The sequence below is a fragment of the Mycobacterium sp. 852014-52450_SCH5900713 genome (genome assembly GCF_001667075.1).
Classification (GTDB): Bacteria; Actinomycetota; Actinomycetes; order Mycobacteriales; family Mycobacteriaceae; genus Mycobacterium.
In genome coordinates, this window is sequence record NZ_LZIL01000080.1 from 29,998 (window position 1) to 42,866 (window position 12,869).

The window sequence follows — 12,869 nt, forward strand, 5'->3', positions numbered from 1 at the left end:
AACCTACTTTCCCGCTGATATGGACGCGACTGCCGCGACGGTTGCTTCGTGGTCGGTTTCGTTGTTTGCGGCTTCCCCCAGCATCGTGACTGTACTGGTGATCACCGGTTCGCCCTCGGCATCCGTAACCTCGCTGCGGATCTCTGTGATCACGGCGCCATGGGACTCAATGACAGAGTCTAGGTAGGTGTCGAAATAAAGCCTATCCCCGGCGACGATCGGCCGGTGGAACTTGAATTTCTGGTCGCGGTGCATGACCCGCGCGATGTTGATCGGAATGCTGAACTTGGTGAAGATCTCCAACTGCACGCGCCGACCCGCGATGGCGAGGAAGGTGAGCGGGGCCACCAGCGCGTCATACCCGGCGGCGGCGGCGTCGGCCTCGCTGAAGTGCGTCGGATGGTCGTTCCTGATGGCGAGCGCGAACTCCCGGATCTTCTCGCGGCCGACCAGGAAGTAATCCGGCGCCCGGTAATGGCTGCCGATGAGCCCTTCGGCTCCCTTGGGGATTGTCATACCGCTGTCGCTCTCCGCTCGAATAGGTCTCAGCGGCGCAGCCTATCAGCGCGATTGCCGCCGGGATGCTACCGCGGCCAGTGCGCCACCGGCCGCCCCGAGCGCCAGGGCCGACGGGACCCCGATTCGGGCGGCCTTGCGGGCGGTGCGAAAGTCCCGGATCTCCCAACCGCGTTCGCGGGCCAGGGTGCGCAGGCGCGCGTCCGGGTTGATGGCGACCGCGGTGCCCACCAACGACAGCATGGGCACGTCGTTGAAGCTGTCGGAGTAGGCGGTGCACCGTTTGAGGTTGAGCCCCTCCCGGATGGCCAGCGACCGGACGGCGTGCGCCTTTCCGGTCCCGTGCAGGATGTCGCCGACGAGCCGGCCGGTGAACACCCCGTCGACGGACTCCGCGACGGTGCCCAGGGCGCCCGTCAGGCCGAGCCGCCGCGCGATGGTCGCCGCGAGTTCGTAAGGCGTGGCGGTGATCAGCCAGACCTGCTGGCCCGCGTCGAGGTGCATCTGCGTGAGCTCGCGGGTGCCCGGCCAGATCTTGTCGGCGATGATCTCGTCGTAGATCTCCTCGCCCAGAGTTACCAGTTGTTCGACCGAGCGGCCCTCGATGAAGGCGAGCGCTTTGCGCCGGCCGGCGGCGACGTCGTTGCTGTTCTCCTTGCCGAGGATCTGGAATTTGGCCTGGGCGTAGATGAAGCCGAGGACATCGCGGTACGTGAAGTAGTTGCGCGCCGCCAGCCCGCGGCCGAAGTGCACCGCCGAGGAGCCCTGCACCAGCGTGTTGTCCACGTCGAAGAAGGCGGCCGCGGTCAAGTCGATCGGCGGCTGCGGGCGATCCTCGGCGGCGGTTTCCTCCCGCAGGCCTTCCAGCGCGCGTGCGGCGCTGGCTTCGGCGGCCAGCGACTCCAAGTCAACGCGACTGAGGTCTCCGTTGACCGGGTCAGAGGAAGTCATCGCCAAACCTCCTAGATCGCTGTGTTGCCCGGCGACCCAGCGGGTCCCGGTATCCAACCCTATCGGGGAGATGGTCCGGAGGCGTCAGCTGTGCCGCGCTGTCGAGTGTGAAGCTAGCCGCACACTCGACGCCGAGCGTGAAGGTAGTTTCACCGTCGGCGGGTTCGGAGGAGTGTGCGACCGACGGTCCATTCGTTATTCGCGTCCCCTGGTCCAAGTGCGTATCTCCGGAGGGGGCCTAACTGCAAAGATGAATTGCCCGCCCGATAAACCAAAATTTCGTTAGCGAATAGTAGTTGGTGGCTACTCGAGCTCCAATTTGTCAGCAAGGTCGAGCACAGAACTCATCCGGCGGCCGCGACCCACGATTCCTTGCCGCGACGGATGCCCGGCGTGGCTTGCTCCGGCCGACAAATTGTCATGCTTCGCTGCCTTCGTCCAGCCCTAAAGCTTTCCGATCAATAACTACCCAATCGTCCGCGTTGTTCATCACCTGGACGCCTTTGATTTCGGGCAGCGCACGGATCATTTCTTTTAGCGCAGACCACCGAAGACCCCCATATCGGATGCCGGGACGGAGCCGACTTGTGTATGCACGCACTACCGGCCCGAGTGGTTCAATCAAAAAAGAATTCATGCTCTGACGGCCATCATCTCTTGTCAAGCGGCTCATCTCAAGGAATATTTCGCGGTCCTCGAGCGCGGCTGTCACTGCAGAGACCGAATTCATGGATTTGGAGCCAACGGCACGGCTCACCAGCTCTTCGACGGTGTCAAGGGCACGATCGTCGTCGGACGACGATGCGGCAACAGTGTTGTTGTTGACGGAGTCGAGATATGTCGGAATCTGGGTCTTGTGAATTGAAATCCACTCTGAACTCCGATTTGTTACTATCACCCAATCGAGCTCCGGCATTCTGAGGGCGGCCTTCAGCGCCGAATCGAACGTTGCCCCGGCGAAGGAATCCGGAAGATCCGGATGTGAATTAGAGGTGTATGTCATCATGGCGTGGGTACCATCTGGAAGTAAAAGCAGGGGAACGGCTTTAACTTCCGCGCCGTCGCGGAACACCGCTTCGAACGGCATAAAAACTTCGTGGTCCTTCAAGGCCTGAACTACTTTGCGGAGGTCGGCTTGCTCCTGCGTACGAGCAGCTGTGCTTATCAATTCGTCGACGTTGTTGCTAGTTGCCACCTGAATTAGGCCTTTCGTAGGGGCTTAATTCTCCCGCATTTTCGTCCCATATACCAATCGCCACTGGGCCAGATCATTCCGATGTAGGGAGCCACCCAGCCCCAGCCCGCTGGGGCGCCGCTACCGGCGCCCACCGCCGACGGCGGCTTCGCCCCTACGGTCATAGGCGCGGTCACCGGCGGCGTCGGCAAACCCGCGGCTTGGCCCGTGACATCCGACAACGCCTCGGCCAACGCATAGTTGTGCGCCGACACCCGCACCCCTTCGCCGATGCTGCACAGCCCGTTGCGGGTACTGGCCATAGCCTCGATCACCTTGGCCGCCGCACTGTCGTACGAGCGGGCCAACGCCGCGCCAACCGGGTCGTCGCCGGCCATGCCCGCACTGCCGGCCAGCGCCGCAGTCAATCCCGAAATCACCGATCCCAGTGACTCACCGGTGGCGAGCACCGTGGCACCGCCGCGGTCTAGGGCAGTCGGATCACACGCCAGCGGCGCCATCTGCTCACGACCACATACCGAGATTCGTCGACATGGCGCCGGTGTAGTTGCCGTGTGCGGTCGTGGCTACCTTCTCGAGTTGCGCGAGCGCCTCACGCATCATCGCCTCGCCGCGCACCCAGTGCTGATGCGCCTCGGCATGGGCCGCAGCGGCCTCACCCGTCCACGCGGTGTGCAAACGCGTTACCCGAGAATCGATTTCGGTGATCATGTCCTCGGCATAACGCTGAAACGTCGCCATCCGCTGCACCGCATCGGCCAGCGCCTGGGGATCCACCCGGAACGCCTCAGCCACCACGCACCGCCCGCTCCGCCTGGGCAGACCCGGCCTCGTTGGCCTGATAACCCTCGCCGGCCTGACCCACCAGGCGCGCCAGCATCGACAGCCCGAGCTGTACCTCGCGGGCGCCCCGATGCCATAGCTCCCATGCCGAGGCGTATGCCGTCCCCGACGCTCCCTGCCAGCCACCCAGCATCTGACCCACCTGGTCGTCGAGCTGGGACAGCTGGGCCGAGAGATGCTCGGCCGCACCGCTGAGCGAGACGGCGAAGCCCTGCATCACCGCAGGATCAACGCGCACACTTTCCTCGGCCATAGCCGGAACATAACGCCTGGTAGTCGGCCTCACAAGTCACCGATGCCACACTGGTGGCCATGACCGACGCCCCCCGACGGCCGCACGTGGAACTACTGACCCGAGACGGCTGCACCATCTGCGAACGCGTGCACGCGCGACTCGGCGAATTGGCCGCTGAGCTGGGCTTCGACCTGTCGACGATCGACGTCGACGCCGCCGCCTCGGCCGGCAACCCGGCGCTGCGGGCCGAGTTCGGCGACCGGCTGCCCGTGATCCTGCTCGACGGCCGCGAGCACAGTTACTGGGACATAGACGAGCCCCGGCTGCGCGCGGATCTCGCTCGATGAGGGCCGCCGGGCAATTATTTGGTAGCCCACCTGATAAACGATTACCTTGGAAACCAGTTCAATTACTGGAGAAAGCAAGGGAGCTGGCCAGGTGATGCTGCCGTGAGCGTCTTGCTTTTCGGGGTTTCGCACCGCAGTGCGCCGGTCTCCGTCCTGGAACAACTCACCATCGACGAATCCGATCAGGGCAAGATCGTCGACCGGGTGTTGCAGTCGCCGCTGGTGACCGAGGCGATGGTGCTGTCGACGTGCAACCGGGTCGAGGTCTACGCGGTGGTGGATGCCTTCCACGGCGGGCTGGCGGCAATCGGGCAGGTGCTGTCGGATCACTCCGGAATGTCGATGGGGGACCTGACCAAGTACGCGTACGTCCGCTACAGCGAGGCCGCCGTCGAGCACCTGTTCGCGGTGGCCAGCGGTCTGGACTCCGCGGTCGTGGGTGAGCAGCAGGTGCTCGGCCAGGTGCGCCGCGCGTACGCCACCGCGGAAACCAACCGCACCGTCGGCCGGGTGCTGCATGAGCTGGCCCAGCGGGCGCTGTCGGTGGGAAAGCGGGTGCATTCCGAAACCGCGATCGACGCGGCCGGCGCATCCGTGGTGTCGGTCGCCCTGGACATGGCCGAACGCCGGCTGGGCGGGCTACAGGGCAAGACCGCCGTGCTGGTCGGCGCCGGCGCGATGGGTGCCCTGGCGGCGGCCCACCTGACCAGGGCCGGCATCCGGCACGTGCACGTCCTGAATCGGTCGCTGGCCCGGGCGCAGCGGTTGGCCCGCAAACTCCGCGAATCCGGTGTGCAGGCCGACGCGATGTCACTCGACCGCTTGGCCGACGCGGTCGCCGACGCGGACGTCATGGTCAGCTGCACCGGCGCGGTGAGCCCGGTCGTCACGCTGGCCGACGTGCACCACGCGCTGGCCGCCGCGCGCCGCGACGAGTCGACCCGGCCGCTGGTGATCTGCGACCTGGGCATGCCGCGTGATGTGGACCCCGCGGTCGCCGGTCTGCCCGGTGTCTGGGTCGTCGACGTGGACCGCGTGCAGCACGAGCCGTCGGCGCACGCCGCGGCCTCCGATGTCCACGCCGCGCGCCACATCGTGGCCGCGGAGGTCGCCGCCTACCTGGCGGGGCAGCGCATGGCCGAGGTCACGCCGACGGTGACGGCCTTGCGCCAGCGCGCCGCCGACGTGGTGGAGGCGGAGCTGCTGCGCCTGGACAACCGGCTACCCGGCCTTCAGAGCGCCCACCGCGAGGAGGTGGCGCGGACCGTGCGGCGGGTGGTGGACAAGCTGCTGCATGCGCCCACGGTGCGGATCAAACAACTCGCCAGCGCCCCAGGCGGGGACAGCTACGCCGAAGCGCTGCGCGAACTCTTCGAACTCGACCAGACCGCCGTCGACGCCGTCGCCGCGGGCGAATTGCCCGTCATGTCAACGGGATTCGACGCCGGAACGCAAGAACCGTCCGCCGAGTAGCCGATTGGCGAACGTGATCCGGATAGGTACCCGGGGCAGTCTCTTGGCCACCACCCAGGCCGGCGTCGTCAGGGACGCCTTGATCGCCAACGGTCATCCAGCGGGGCTGGTGATCATCACCACCGCCGGCGACCGCTCGTCGGCGCCCATCGAGACCCTGGGCGTCGGCGCCTTCACCACCGCGCTGCGCGAGGCGATGAACGACGGCCGAGTGGACGCCGCGGTGCACTCCCACAAGGATTTGCCCACGGCGGACGACCCGCGGTTCACCATCGCGGCGATCCCGCCGCGCAACGACCCCCGCGACGTGGTGGTGGCCCGCGACGGGCTGGTACTCGGGGAGTTGCCGGCCGGTTCGCTGGTGGGCACCTCGTCCCCGCGGCGGGCTGCGCAGCTTAGAGCATTGGGTCTCGGTTTGGAAATCCGCCCCCTACGAGGCAACCTAGATACCAGGTTGAACAGGGTAAGCAATGGTGATCTCGACGCGATCGTGGTAGCCCGGGCCGGACTGGCCCGGCTCGGTCGCCTCGACGATGTCACCGAGACGTTAGAGCCGGTGCAGATGTTGCCAGCACCGGCTCAGGGCGCGCTCGCCGTCGAATGCCGCGCCGGCGATGCGTTGGTAGCGGTGCTGGCGGAGTTGGACGATGCCGACACGCGTGCGTCGGTCACTGCGGAGCGAGCCCTGTTGGCCGAACTGGAGGCCGGTTGTTCCGCACCGGTGGGCGCGATCGCCGAGGTGGTCGAGTCCATCGATGAGGAAGGCCGAGTCTTCGAAGAGCTGTCGCTGCGCGGGTGCGTGGCGGCACTGGACGGATCTGACGTGATCCGCGCGTCCGGGGTCGGCACCGCCGACCGGGCGCGTGAGCTGGGGGTTTCGGTCGCCGCGGAGTTGTTCGAACTCGGCGCCCGAGAACTCATGCAGGAAGCGCGGCAGGACCCGGCACGAGGAAATTAATTGCGAGTGACGTGGGAGCGACAATGACGACGCGAGGGCGTAAGCCGAGACCCGGCCGCATCACGTACGTGGGTTCTGGTCCCGGCGATCCGGGACTCCTGACCACCCGGGCCGCCACGGTATTGGCGAACGCCGCCTTGGTGTTCACCGACCCCGACGTGCCGGAGCCGGTGCTGGCGCTGATCGGCAAAGACTTGCCACCGGTTTCGGGCCCGGCACCCGCCGATGCCCCCGCCGGGCACGGCGACGCCGCCACCGGCGCGGAGCAACCCGCGGTGATATCGGCCGGTCCCGATGTCCGCCCGGCGCTCGGCGAGCCCGCCGAGGTGGCGAAGACGCTGACGGCCGAGGCCCGAACGGGCGTCGACGTGGTCCGGCTGGTGGCTGGGGATCCGCTGACGGTTGACGCGGTCATCACCGAGGTGAACGCCGTCGCGCGGAGCCACCTGCACCTCGAGATCGTGCCCGGCCTGGCTCCCACGGACTCCGTGCCCACCTACGCGGGGTTGCCGCTGGGCTCGTCGCACACGGTTGCCGACGTCCGCGACCCACATGTGGACTGGGACGCATTGGCCGCGGCGCCCGGTCCGCTGATCCTGCAGGCGACCACGTCGCATCTGGCCGATGCGGCGCGCACCCTGATCGAGCACGAACTGGCCGAGACCACTCCGTGCGTGGTGACCGCGCACGGCACCACCTGCCAGCAGCGTTCTATCGAGACCACGCTGGGCGGCCTGACCGACTCGGCCGTGCTGGGCGCGACGGACCCGGCGGGCCCGTTGACCGGGCCGCTGGTGGTGACCATCGGCAAGACGGTGGCCAGCCGGGCGAAGCTGAACTGGTGGGAGAGCCGCGCCCTGTACGGCTGGACCGTATTGGTGCCGCGCACCAAGGACCAGGCCGGCGAGATGAGCGAGCGGCTGACCTCCTACGGTGCACTGCCGATCGAGGTGCCGACCATCGCCGTCGAGCCGCCGCGCAGCCCCGCGCAGATGGAGCGGGCGGTCAAAGGTCTGGTCGACGGCCGCTTCCAGTGGGTGGTGTTCACCTCCACCAACGCGGTGCGCGCGGTGTGGGAGAAGTTCGGCGAGTTCGGTCTGGACGCTCGTGCCTTCTCGGGCGTGAAGATCGCCTGTGTCGGCGAATCCACGGCCGATCGGGTGCGCGCCTTCGGGATCAGCCCCGAATTGGTGCCGGCCGGGGAGCAGTCGTCGTTGGGTCTGCTGGACGATTTCCCGCCCTACGACAGCATTTTCGACCCGGTGAATCGTGTCCTGCTGCCGCGGGCCGACATCGCCACCGAGACGCTGGCCGAGGGGCTGCGCGAACGGGGCTGGGAGATCGAGGACGTCACCGCCTACCGGACCGTGCGGGCCGCCCCGCCGCCGGCGGAGACGCGGGAGATGATCAAGACCGGCGGGTTCGACGCCGTGTGCTTCACCTCCAGCTCCACGGTGCGCAACCTGGTTGGCATCGCCGGCAAGCCGCACGCGCGGACGATCATCGCCTGCATCGGTCCCAAGACCGCCGAGACCGCCGCCGAGTTCGGGTTGCGGGTGGACGTGCAGCCGGAAACGGCGGCGGTCGGTCCGCTGGTCGACGCTTTGGCCGAGCACGCCGCGCGGTTGCGCGCCGAGGGTGCGCTGCCACCGCCGCGTAAGAAGAGCCGCAGGCGCTAGTGGTTGCGGCGATCGCAAGCGCGGCCGTGGCGATCGCAAGCGCGGCGAAGCCGGGCGCGGCGGGTCGCCACGAGAGCGCGAAGCCGGGCGCAGCGGGTCGCCGCTGATGAGCGCATTTCCGCGGCAGCGCCCGCGTCGGCTCCGCTCCACCCCAGCGCTGCGTCGTTTGGTGGCGCAAACGTCCTTGGAGCCAAGGCATTTGGTGCTGCCGATGTTCGTCGCCGACGGTATCGACGAACCGCGGCCGATCGCGTCGATGCCCGGCGTCGTGCAGCACACCCGCGACTCGCTGCGCAGCGCCGCGACCGATGCCGTCAACGCCGGCGTTGGTGGCCTGATGCTGTTCGGCGTGCCTCGCGACGAGGACAAGGACTCGACGGGGTCGGCGGGCACCGACCCCGATGGCATTCTCAATCTCGCCCTGCGGGACCTGGCCAAGGATCTCGGCGACGCGACGGTATTGATGGCCGACACCTGCCTGGACGAGTTCACTGACCACGGCCATTGCGGCGTGCTGGACGCCAGGGGCCGGGTCGACAACGACGCCACCCTGGCCCGGTACGTGAAACTGGCTGTCGCACAGGCGGAGTCGGGCGCCCACGTGGTCGGGCCCAGCGGGATGATGGACGGCCAGGTGGCCGCGATCCGTGACGGCCTGGACGCCGCCGGTTACACCGACGTGGTGGTCTTGGCCTATGCCGCGAAATTCGCCTCGGCGTTCTACGGCCCCTTCCGCGAGGCGGTCAGTTCCAGTCTGTCCGGGGACCGGCGCACCTATCAGCAGGAGCCGGGAAACTTTCGCGAGGCGCTGCGCGAGATCCGGCTGGACCTCGACGAGGGCGCGGACATCATCATGGTCAAGCCCGCGATGAGTTACCTCGACGTGGTGGCCGCCGCGGCGGACATCTCGCCGGTGCCGGTGGCCGCCTACCAGGTTTCGGGGGAGTACGCCATGATTTGCGCTGCAGCCGCGAATAATTGGATCGACGAGCGGGTGGCGGCGCTCGAGTCGTTGACCAGCATCCGCCGTGCAGGAGCCGATATCGTGCTGACCTATTGGGCCGTGGACGCGGCCGGTTGGCTTTCGTGAGATGGGGCTTGCTTTGACATCACAGTCGACGAAGGGCGAGCCGAAGCCGTTGTTCTACGAGCCGGGCGCCAGCTGGTGGTGGGTGGCATGGGGCCCGGTGGCCGCGGGCTCGATGATCCTGATCGAGGTCTGGAGTGGCGCCCCGGTGTCGTTCTTGATCCCGGTGATCTTCCTGGTCCTGGTGTCGGGGTTCGTCGGGTTGCAGGTCAAGGCGGCCCGGATCCACGTCTCGGTCGAGCTCACCGAAGACGCCCTGCGGCAAGGCACCGAAACCATCCTGGTGCGCGAGATCCTCAAGGTGTATCCCGACGCCGAAAACCACGAAGCGTCCGGTAAGGAGCTGGCCCAGTGGCAGTCGGCGCGGGCCCTCGGCGAGTTGGTCGGGGTGCCCCGCGGCCGGATCGGCATCGGGCTTCGGCTCACCGGAAAACGCACCGTTCAGGCCTGGGCCCGCCGGCATCGTCGCCTCCGCGAGGCGCTGACCCCGCTGGTCCAGGAGCGGGTCGAACCCGCCCGCTCGGAGGCCACCGACGCCGACCATGACGACGAGGCCGGGCCCACCCAGTGAGCGCCCCACGCTGGACAACCAGGGTCCTCGTCGAACTCGGCCTGGCCTGCGCGGCGTTCGTCGGCGCGATTGTGAGCTGGTCGCGTTCGCATCACGCGGTGGCGGTGGCGCCCATCGCGGACGGGCAGCCGTTCACGACGTCAACGGTGTACGACCCGCAGCTGCTGTTGCTGACCCTCTTGCTGCTGACGAGTGCAGGGGTGCTGGCGGTGGTCGGAACCGCCCGACACCGCCGCGAGCGACGCTCTAAGACGTCCTGACCAGCGGCAGCGCCAGCCGACGGCGCCGGGCTATGGCGTCGGCCAGGTCGTGCAGTGCCTCGGGCACCGAGTGGTCGTCCGAGAAACCGCTGTCACCCAACGCTTCGGTGACCGCCGGGCTCGCGACCAGCGTCCATTGCACCCCTTCGGCGCGGCAGTCGTCATCGACGGTTTGCAGAAGCGAAATGCCCGCCGCAGCAAATTGACTGACGCCGCTCATGTCGAGCACCACGCGGTCTTCTCCGAGGATGAAACGGTGAATGTAGCCGGCGACTCGGTCGGCATTGAGATCGTCGATTTCGCCCCGGATGGTCACCACGGTGGCCAGCTGACGACGGTGCGCCCGGATCCAGGCGCCGTCGCAGTGAAAGATGCCGTTTTGTTCCCGTGCCAGCACATCGGCGATCGTCATGAACACCCCTCGCTCTCCGTGGCGTTCGCTGTACTTCTGACGCTAAACCCCAAGGTTAAGGAGGGTGAAAGCCGAACCTAACGGTTTGCTAAGGAAGCGATTGTCGCCCTTTTCGAGCAAAGGTCGCCGGGCGCGGATTTTCGGCGAAAGGCCGCATGCCACACCACAACCGTCCGCGCGCCGGGGCGATTGCGCTGCTAGGCTGCCATGGCTACCGGTTGCGAGGCGGGGGCTTGTGACATCGCGTGGTCGCCCGGTCAGCCGACCTAAAAGGCGAACGGAACAGCAGAGTCCAGGCGGAAAGAAAAGCGCTGTGCGCGGTGGAAATATCACGGGAGAGATCAGGGGCGAGATCAAGGCCCTGACGGGGCTCCGCATCGTCGCCGCGCTGTGGGTCGTGCTGTTTCACTTCCGGCCGATGCTGGGCGACGTGGGAACCGATTTCCACGATGCCCTCGCGCCCGTGCTCAACTGCGGAGCCCAGGGCGTCGACCTGTTCTTCATCCTCAGCGGATTCGTTCTGACCTGGAACTACCTCGACCGGATGGGCCGGTCATGGTCGACGCGCGCGACCCTGCACTTCCTGTGGCTGCGGCTGGCCAGGGTGTGGCCGGTGTACCTGGTCACGCTGCATCTCGCCGCCCTCTGGGTGGTCTTCACCCTGCACGTCGGCCACGTGCCGTCGCCCGATGCCGGTCAGCTCACCGCGATCAGCTACGTGCGCCAGATCCTGCTGGTGCAGCTGTGGTTCGTGCCGTTCTTCGACGATTCGAGCTGGGACGGGCCCGCCTGGTCGATCAGTGCGGAATGGCTGGCGTATCTGCTTTTCGGCCTTCTGGTGCTGGTGATCCTGCGGATGAAGCAGGCGACGCGGGCGCGCAGCCTGATGGTGCTGGCGTTCGCGGCGGCGCTGCCGCCCGTGGTCATGCTTCTGGCCAGTGGCCACTTCTACACCCCGTGGAGCTGGCTGCCGCGGATCGTCACCCAGTTCACGGCCGGCGCGCTTGCTTGCGCCGCGGTGCGCCGGCTGCGGCTGACCGATCGCGGTCGCCGAGTGGCGGGCTACCTGTCCCTGCTTCTGCTGGCCGCGATGGTGGGCGTCCTCTACTGGTTCGACGCTCACCCGATCTCCGGTGTGGTGGAGAACGACAGCGGTGGCGTGGTCGACATCCTGTTCATTCCGCTGGTGATCACGCTGGCCATCGGCGTCGGCAGCCTGCCCCGGGTGCTCTCCACCCGGTTGATGGTCTACGGAGGCCAGATCTCGTTCTGCCTGTACATGGTTCACGAGCTGGTGCACACGGCGTGGGGCTGGTCAGTCGAGCAGTTCGAGCTTCGGCCGCAGGACAATCCGTGGAAATGGAACATCATTGGCCTGCTCGCGATCGCCGTGATCATCTCGATCGTGATGTATCACTTCGTCGAAGAGCCCGCCCGCCGCTGGATGCGCCGGATGGTCGATGTCAAAGCCGTCACCGCGAGAAGCGAGCCCGACGAGCCGTCGAACGGCAAGGTCCACCCGATCGACCGCTCGCTGGAAGCTGTTTCGGTCCGCGCGGTGTGACGGTTGCGTTAGCGCACGGCCGCGGGCCGGCGGCGGATAATCGATGAAAATCCGGTGGCACATGACGATGCCGTTGACGGGGGAGGTAGTGGTGAGTCGTCTGGCCACCTTTGTCATCGGCCTGACTTTTCTGGTCGGCGTCGGCATCGCGTACCCGGCTCAGGTGCGCACCTACGACACGCTGACCCTGGATTTCCGGTTGAACCACATTGCCGTCATCGGCGACTCCTATACCACCGGCACCGGTGAAGGTGGGCTAGGCCCGAGGTCATGGCCCGCCCGCGCCTGGGACGTTCTCGCCGCGCGCGGCGAACGGATCTCGGCCGACGTCTCGGCCGAGGGCAGGGCCGGCTACGGCATGCCGGGCGACCATGGCAGCGTCTTCGAGGACCTGACCGCAAGGGCCGTGCAGCGCGACGATGTGCTGGTGGTGTTCTTCGGCTCCCGCAACGACGAGCCGATCGATCCGGGCGTGATCGGTCAAAAAGCCCGCAGCGCATTCGATTTGGCCCGCAGCCTGGCGCCGTCTGCTCGGTTCCTGGTGATCGGGCCGCCGTGGCCGACCGCGGACGTGCCCCTCCCGATCCTGCAGATTCGCGACGCGCTCGGGGCGGCGGCCGGCGGCGCGGGTGCGACGTGGGTCGACCCGATCGCCGAACGCTGGTTCGTCGGTAGGCCCGACCTGATCGGGGCGGACGGAGTGCACCCGAACGACGCCGGGCATCAATACATGGCGGACAAGATCGCGCCGCTGATCCGCACCCAGCTGTCGACCTGA

At 67.2% G+C, this 12,869-nt stretch carries 14 protein-coding genes and 2 pseudogenes; 9 read left to right on the forward strand and 7 right to left on the reverse strand.

Annotated elements, in window-relative coordinates; translation table 11 throughout:
• Positions 1 to 3: 3 nt before the first annotated feature.
• From A5773_RS25065 to A5773_RS25085, 6 genes and pseudogenes are all read right to left on the reverse strand, one after another.
• Positions 4 to 516 (reverse strand): MaoC family dehydratase N-terminal domain-containing protein, encoded by a 513-nt coding sequence (locus A5773_RS25065; RefSeq protein WP_066956395.1) that lies wholly within the window; start codon positions 514 to 516, stop codon positions 4 to 6.
• Positions 517 to 561: 45 nt separating this feature from the next.
• Positions 562 to 1,467, reverse strand: coding sequence for an HAD family phosphatase (locus tag A5773_RS25070; RefSeq protein WP_066956399.1), 906 nt, complete (start codon positions 1,465 to 1,467; stop codon positions 562 to 564).
• 418 nt (positions 1,468 to 1,885) lie between these two features.
• Positions 1,886 to 2,662 carry an SseB family protein gene (locus A5773_RS26185; protein ID WP_156744955.1) on the reverse strand — a complete coding sequence of 259 codons (777 nt, stop codon included), beginning with the start codon at positions 2,660 to 2,662 and terminating at the stop codon, positions 1,886 to 1,888.
• 56 nt (positions 2,663 to 2,718) lie between these two features.
• Positions 2,719 to 3,162 (reverse strand): annotated as a pseudogene (locus A5773_RS25075) (NAD(+)--arginine ADP-ribosyltransferase Mav); the annotation flags it as partial.
• A 4-nt stretch (positions 3,163 to 3,166) separates the two neighbouring features.
• Positions 3,167 to 3,457, reverse strand: coding sequence for a WXG100 family type VII secretion target (locus A5773_RS25080; protein ID WP_066956658.1), 291 nt, complete (start codon positions 3,455 to 3,457; stop codon positions 3,167 to 3,169).
• Positions 3,450 to 3,758 (reverse strand): WXG100 family type VII secretion target, encoded by a 309-nt coding sequence (locus tag A5773_RS25085; protein WP_067793097.1) that lies wholly within the window; start codon positions 3,756 to 3,758, stop codon positions 3,450 to 3,452. Before A5773_RS25085 ends, A5773_RS25080 begins: the two co-directional genes overlap by 8 nt.
• A gap of 59 nt (positions 3,759 to 3,817) precedes the next feature.
• On the opposite strand from A5773_RS25085, the pseudogene A5773_RS25090 reads away from it, so the two are divergent.
• The 7 genes and pseudogenes from A5773_RS25090 (at position 3,818) to A5773_RS25120 (ending at position 10,115) form a co-directional block, all read left to right on the forward strand.
• A pseudogene (locus tag A5773_RS25090) lies at positions 3,818 to 4,182 on the forward strand (glutaredoxin family protein).
• A 7-nt stretch (positions 4,183 to 4,189) separates the two neighbouring features.
• Positions 4,190 to 5,560, forward strand: coding sequence for a glutamyl-tRNA reductase (locus A5773_RS25095; RefSeq protein WP_066956410.1), 1,371 nt, complete (start codon positions 4,190 to 4,192; stop codon positions 5,558 to 5,560).
• A gap of 13 nt (positions 5,561 to 5,573) precedes the next feature.
• On the forward strand, positions 5,574 to 6,518 hold the full coding sequence (gene hemC / locus A5773_RS25100; protein ID WP_067793116.1) for a hydroxymethylbilane synthase: 945 nt from the start codon (positions 5,574 to 5,576) through the stop codon (positions 6,516 to 6,518).
• Between the two features lie 23 nt (positions 6,519 to 6,541).
• Positions 6,542 to 8,197: a uroporphyrinogen-III synthase gene (locus tag A5773_RS25105; RefSeq protein ID WP_066956412.1), complete on the forward strand. Its 1,656-nt coding sequence runs from the start codon at positions 6,542 to 6,544 to the stop codon at positions 8,195 to 8,197.
• Between the two features lie 106 nt (positions 8,198 to 8,303).
• The gene (hemB, locus tag A5773_RS25110; protein ID WP_082948394.1) at positions 8,304 to 9,287 is read left to right on the forward strand and encodes a porphobilinogen synthase; all 984 of its coding nucleotides are present in this window, start codon (positions 8,304 to 8,306) and stop codon (positions 9,285 to 9,287) included.
• A 1-nt stretch (position 9,288) separates the two neighbouring features.
• Entirely contained in the window at positions 9,289 to 9,855 is a 567-nt protein-coding gene (locus A5773_RS25115; RefSeq protein ID WP_066956415.1) for a DUF3093 domain-containing protein, read from the forward strand.
• On the forward strand, positions 9,852 to 10,115 hold the full coding sequence (locus A5773_RS25120; protein WP_066956418.1) for a hypothetical protein: 264 nt from the start codon (positions 9,852 to 9,854) through the stop codon (positions 10,113 to 10,115). The genes A5773_RS25115 and A5773_RS25120 overlap by 4 nt, the downstream gene beginning before the upstream one ends.
• On the opposite strand, the gene A5773_RS25125 is transcribed toward A5773_RS25120, so the two are convergent.
• Positions 10,102 to 10,527 carry an STAS domain-containing protein gene (locus A5773_RS25125; protein WP_066956668.1) on the reverse strand — a complete coding sequence of 142 codons (426 nt, stop codon included), beginning with the start codon at positions 10,525 to 10,527 and terminating at the stop codon, positions 10,102 to 10,104. The two genes, A5773_RS25120 and A5773_RS25125, sit on opposite strands and share 14 nt — an antisense overlap.
• Before the next feature lie 313 nt (positions 10,528 to 10,840).
• Between A5773_RS25125 and A5773_RS25130 the strand changes: the two genes are divergently transcribed.
• Together A5773_RS25130 and A5773_RS25135 are read left to right on the forward strand one after the other, a co-directional pair.
• Positions 10,841 to 12,091, forward strand: a complete 1,251-nt coding sequence (locus A5773_RS25130) for an acyltransferase (protein ID WP_067793099.1) — start codon at positions 10,841 to 10,843, stop codon at positions 12,089 to 12,091.
• A 91-nt stretch (positions 12,092 to 12,182) separates the two neighbouring features.
• A complete protein-coding gene (locus A5773_RS25135) occupies positions 12,183 to 12,869 on the forward strand; it encodes a GDSL lipase (protein WP_066956670.1) in 687 nt (228 codons plus the stop codon).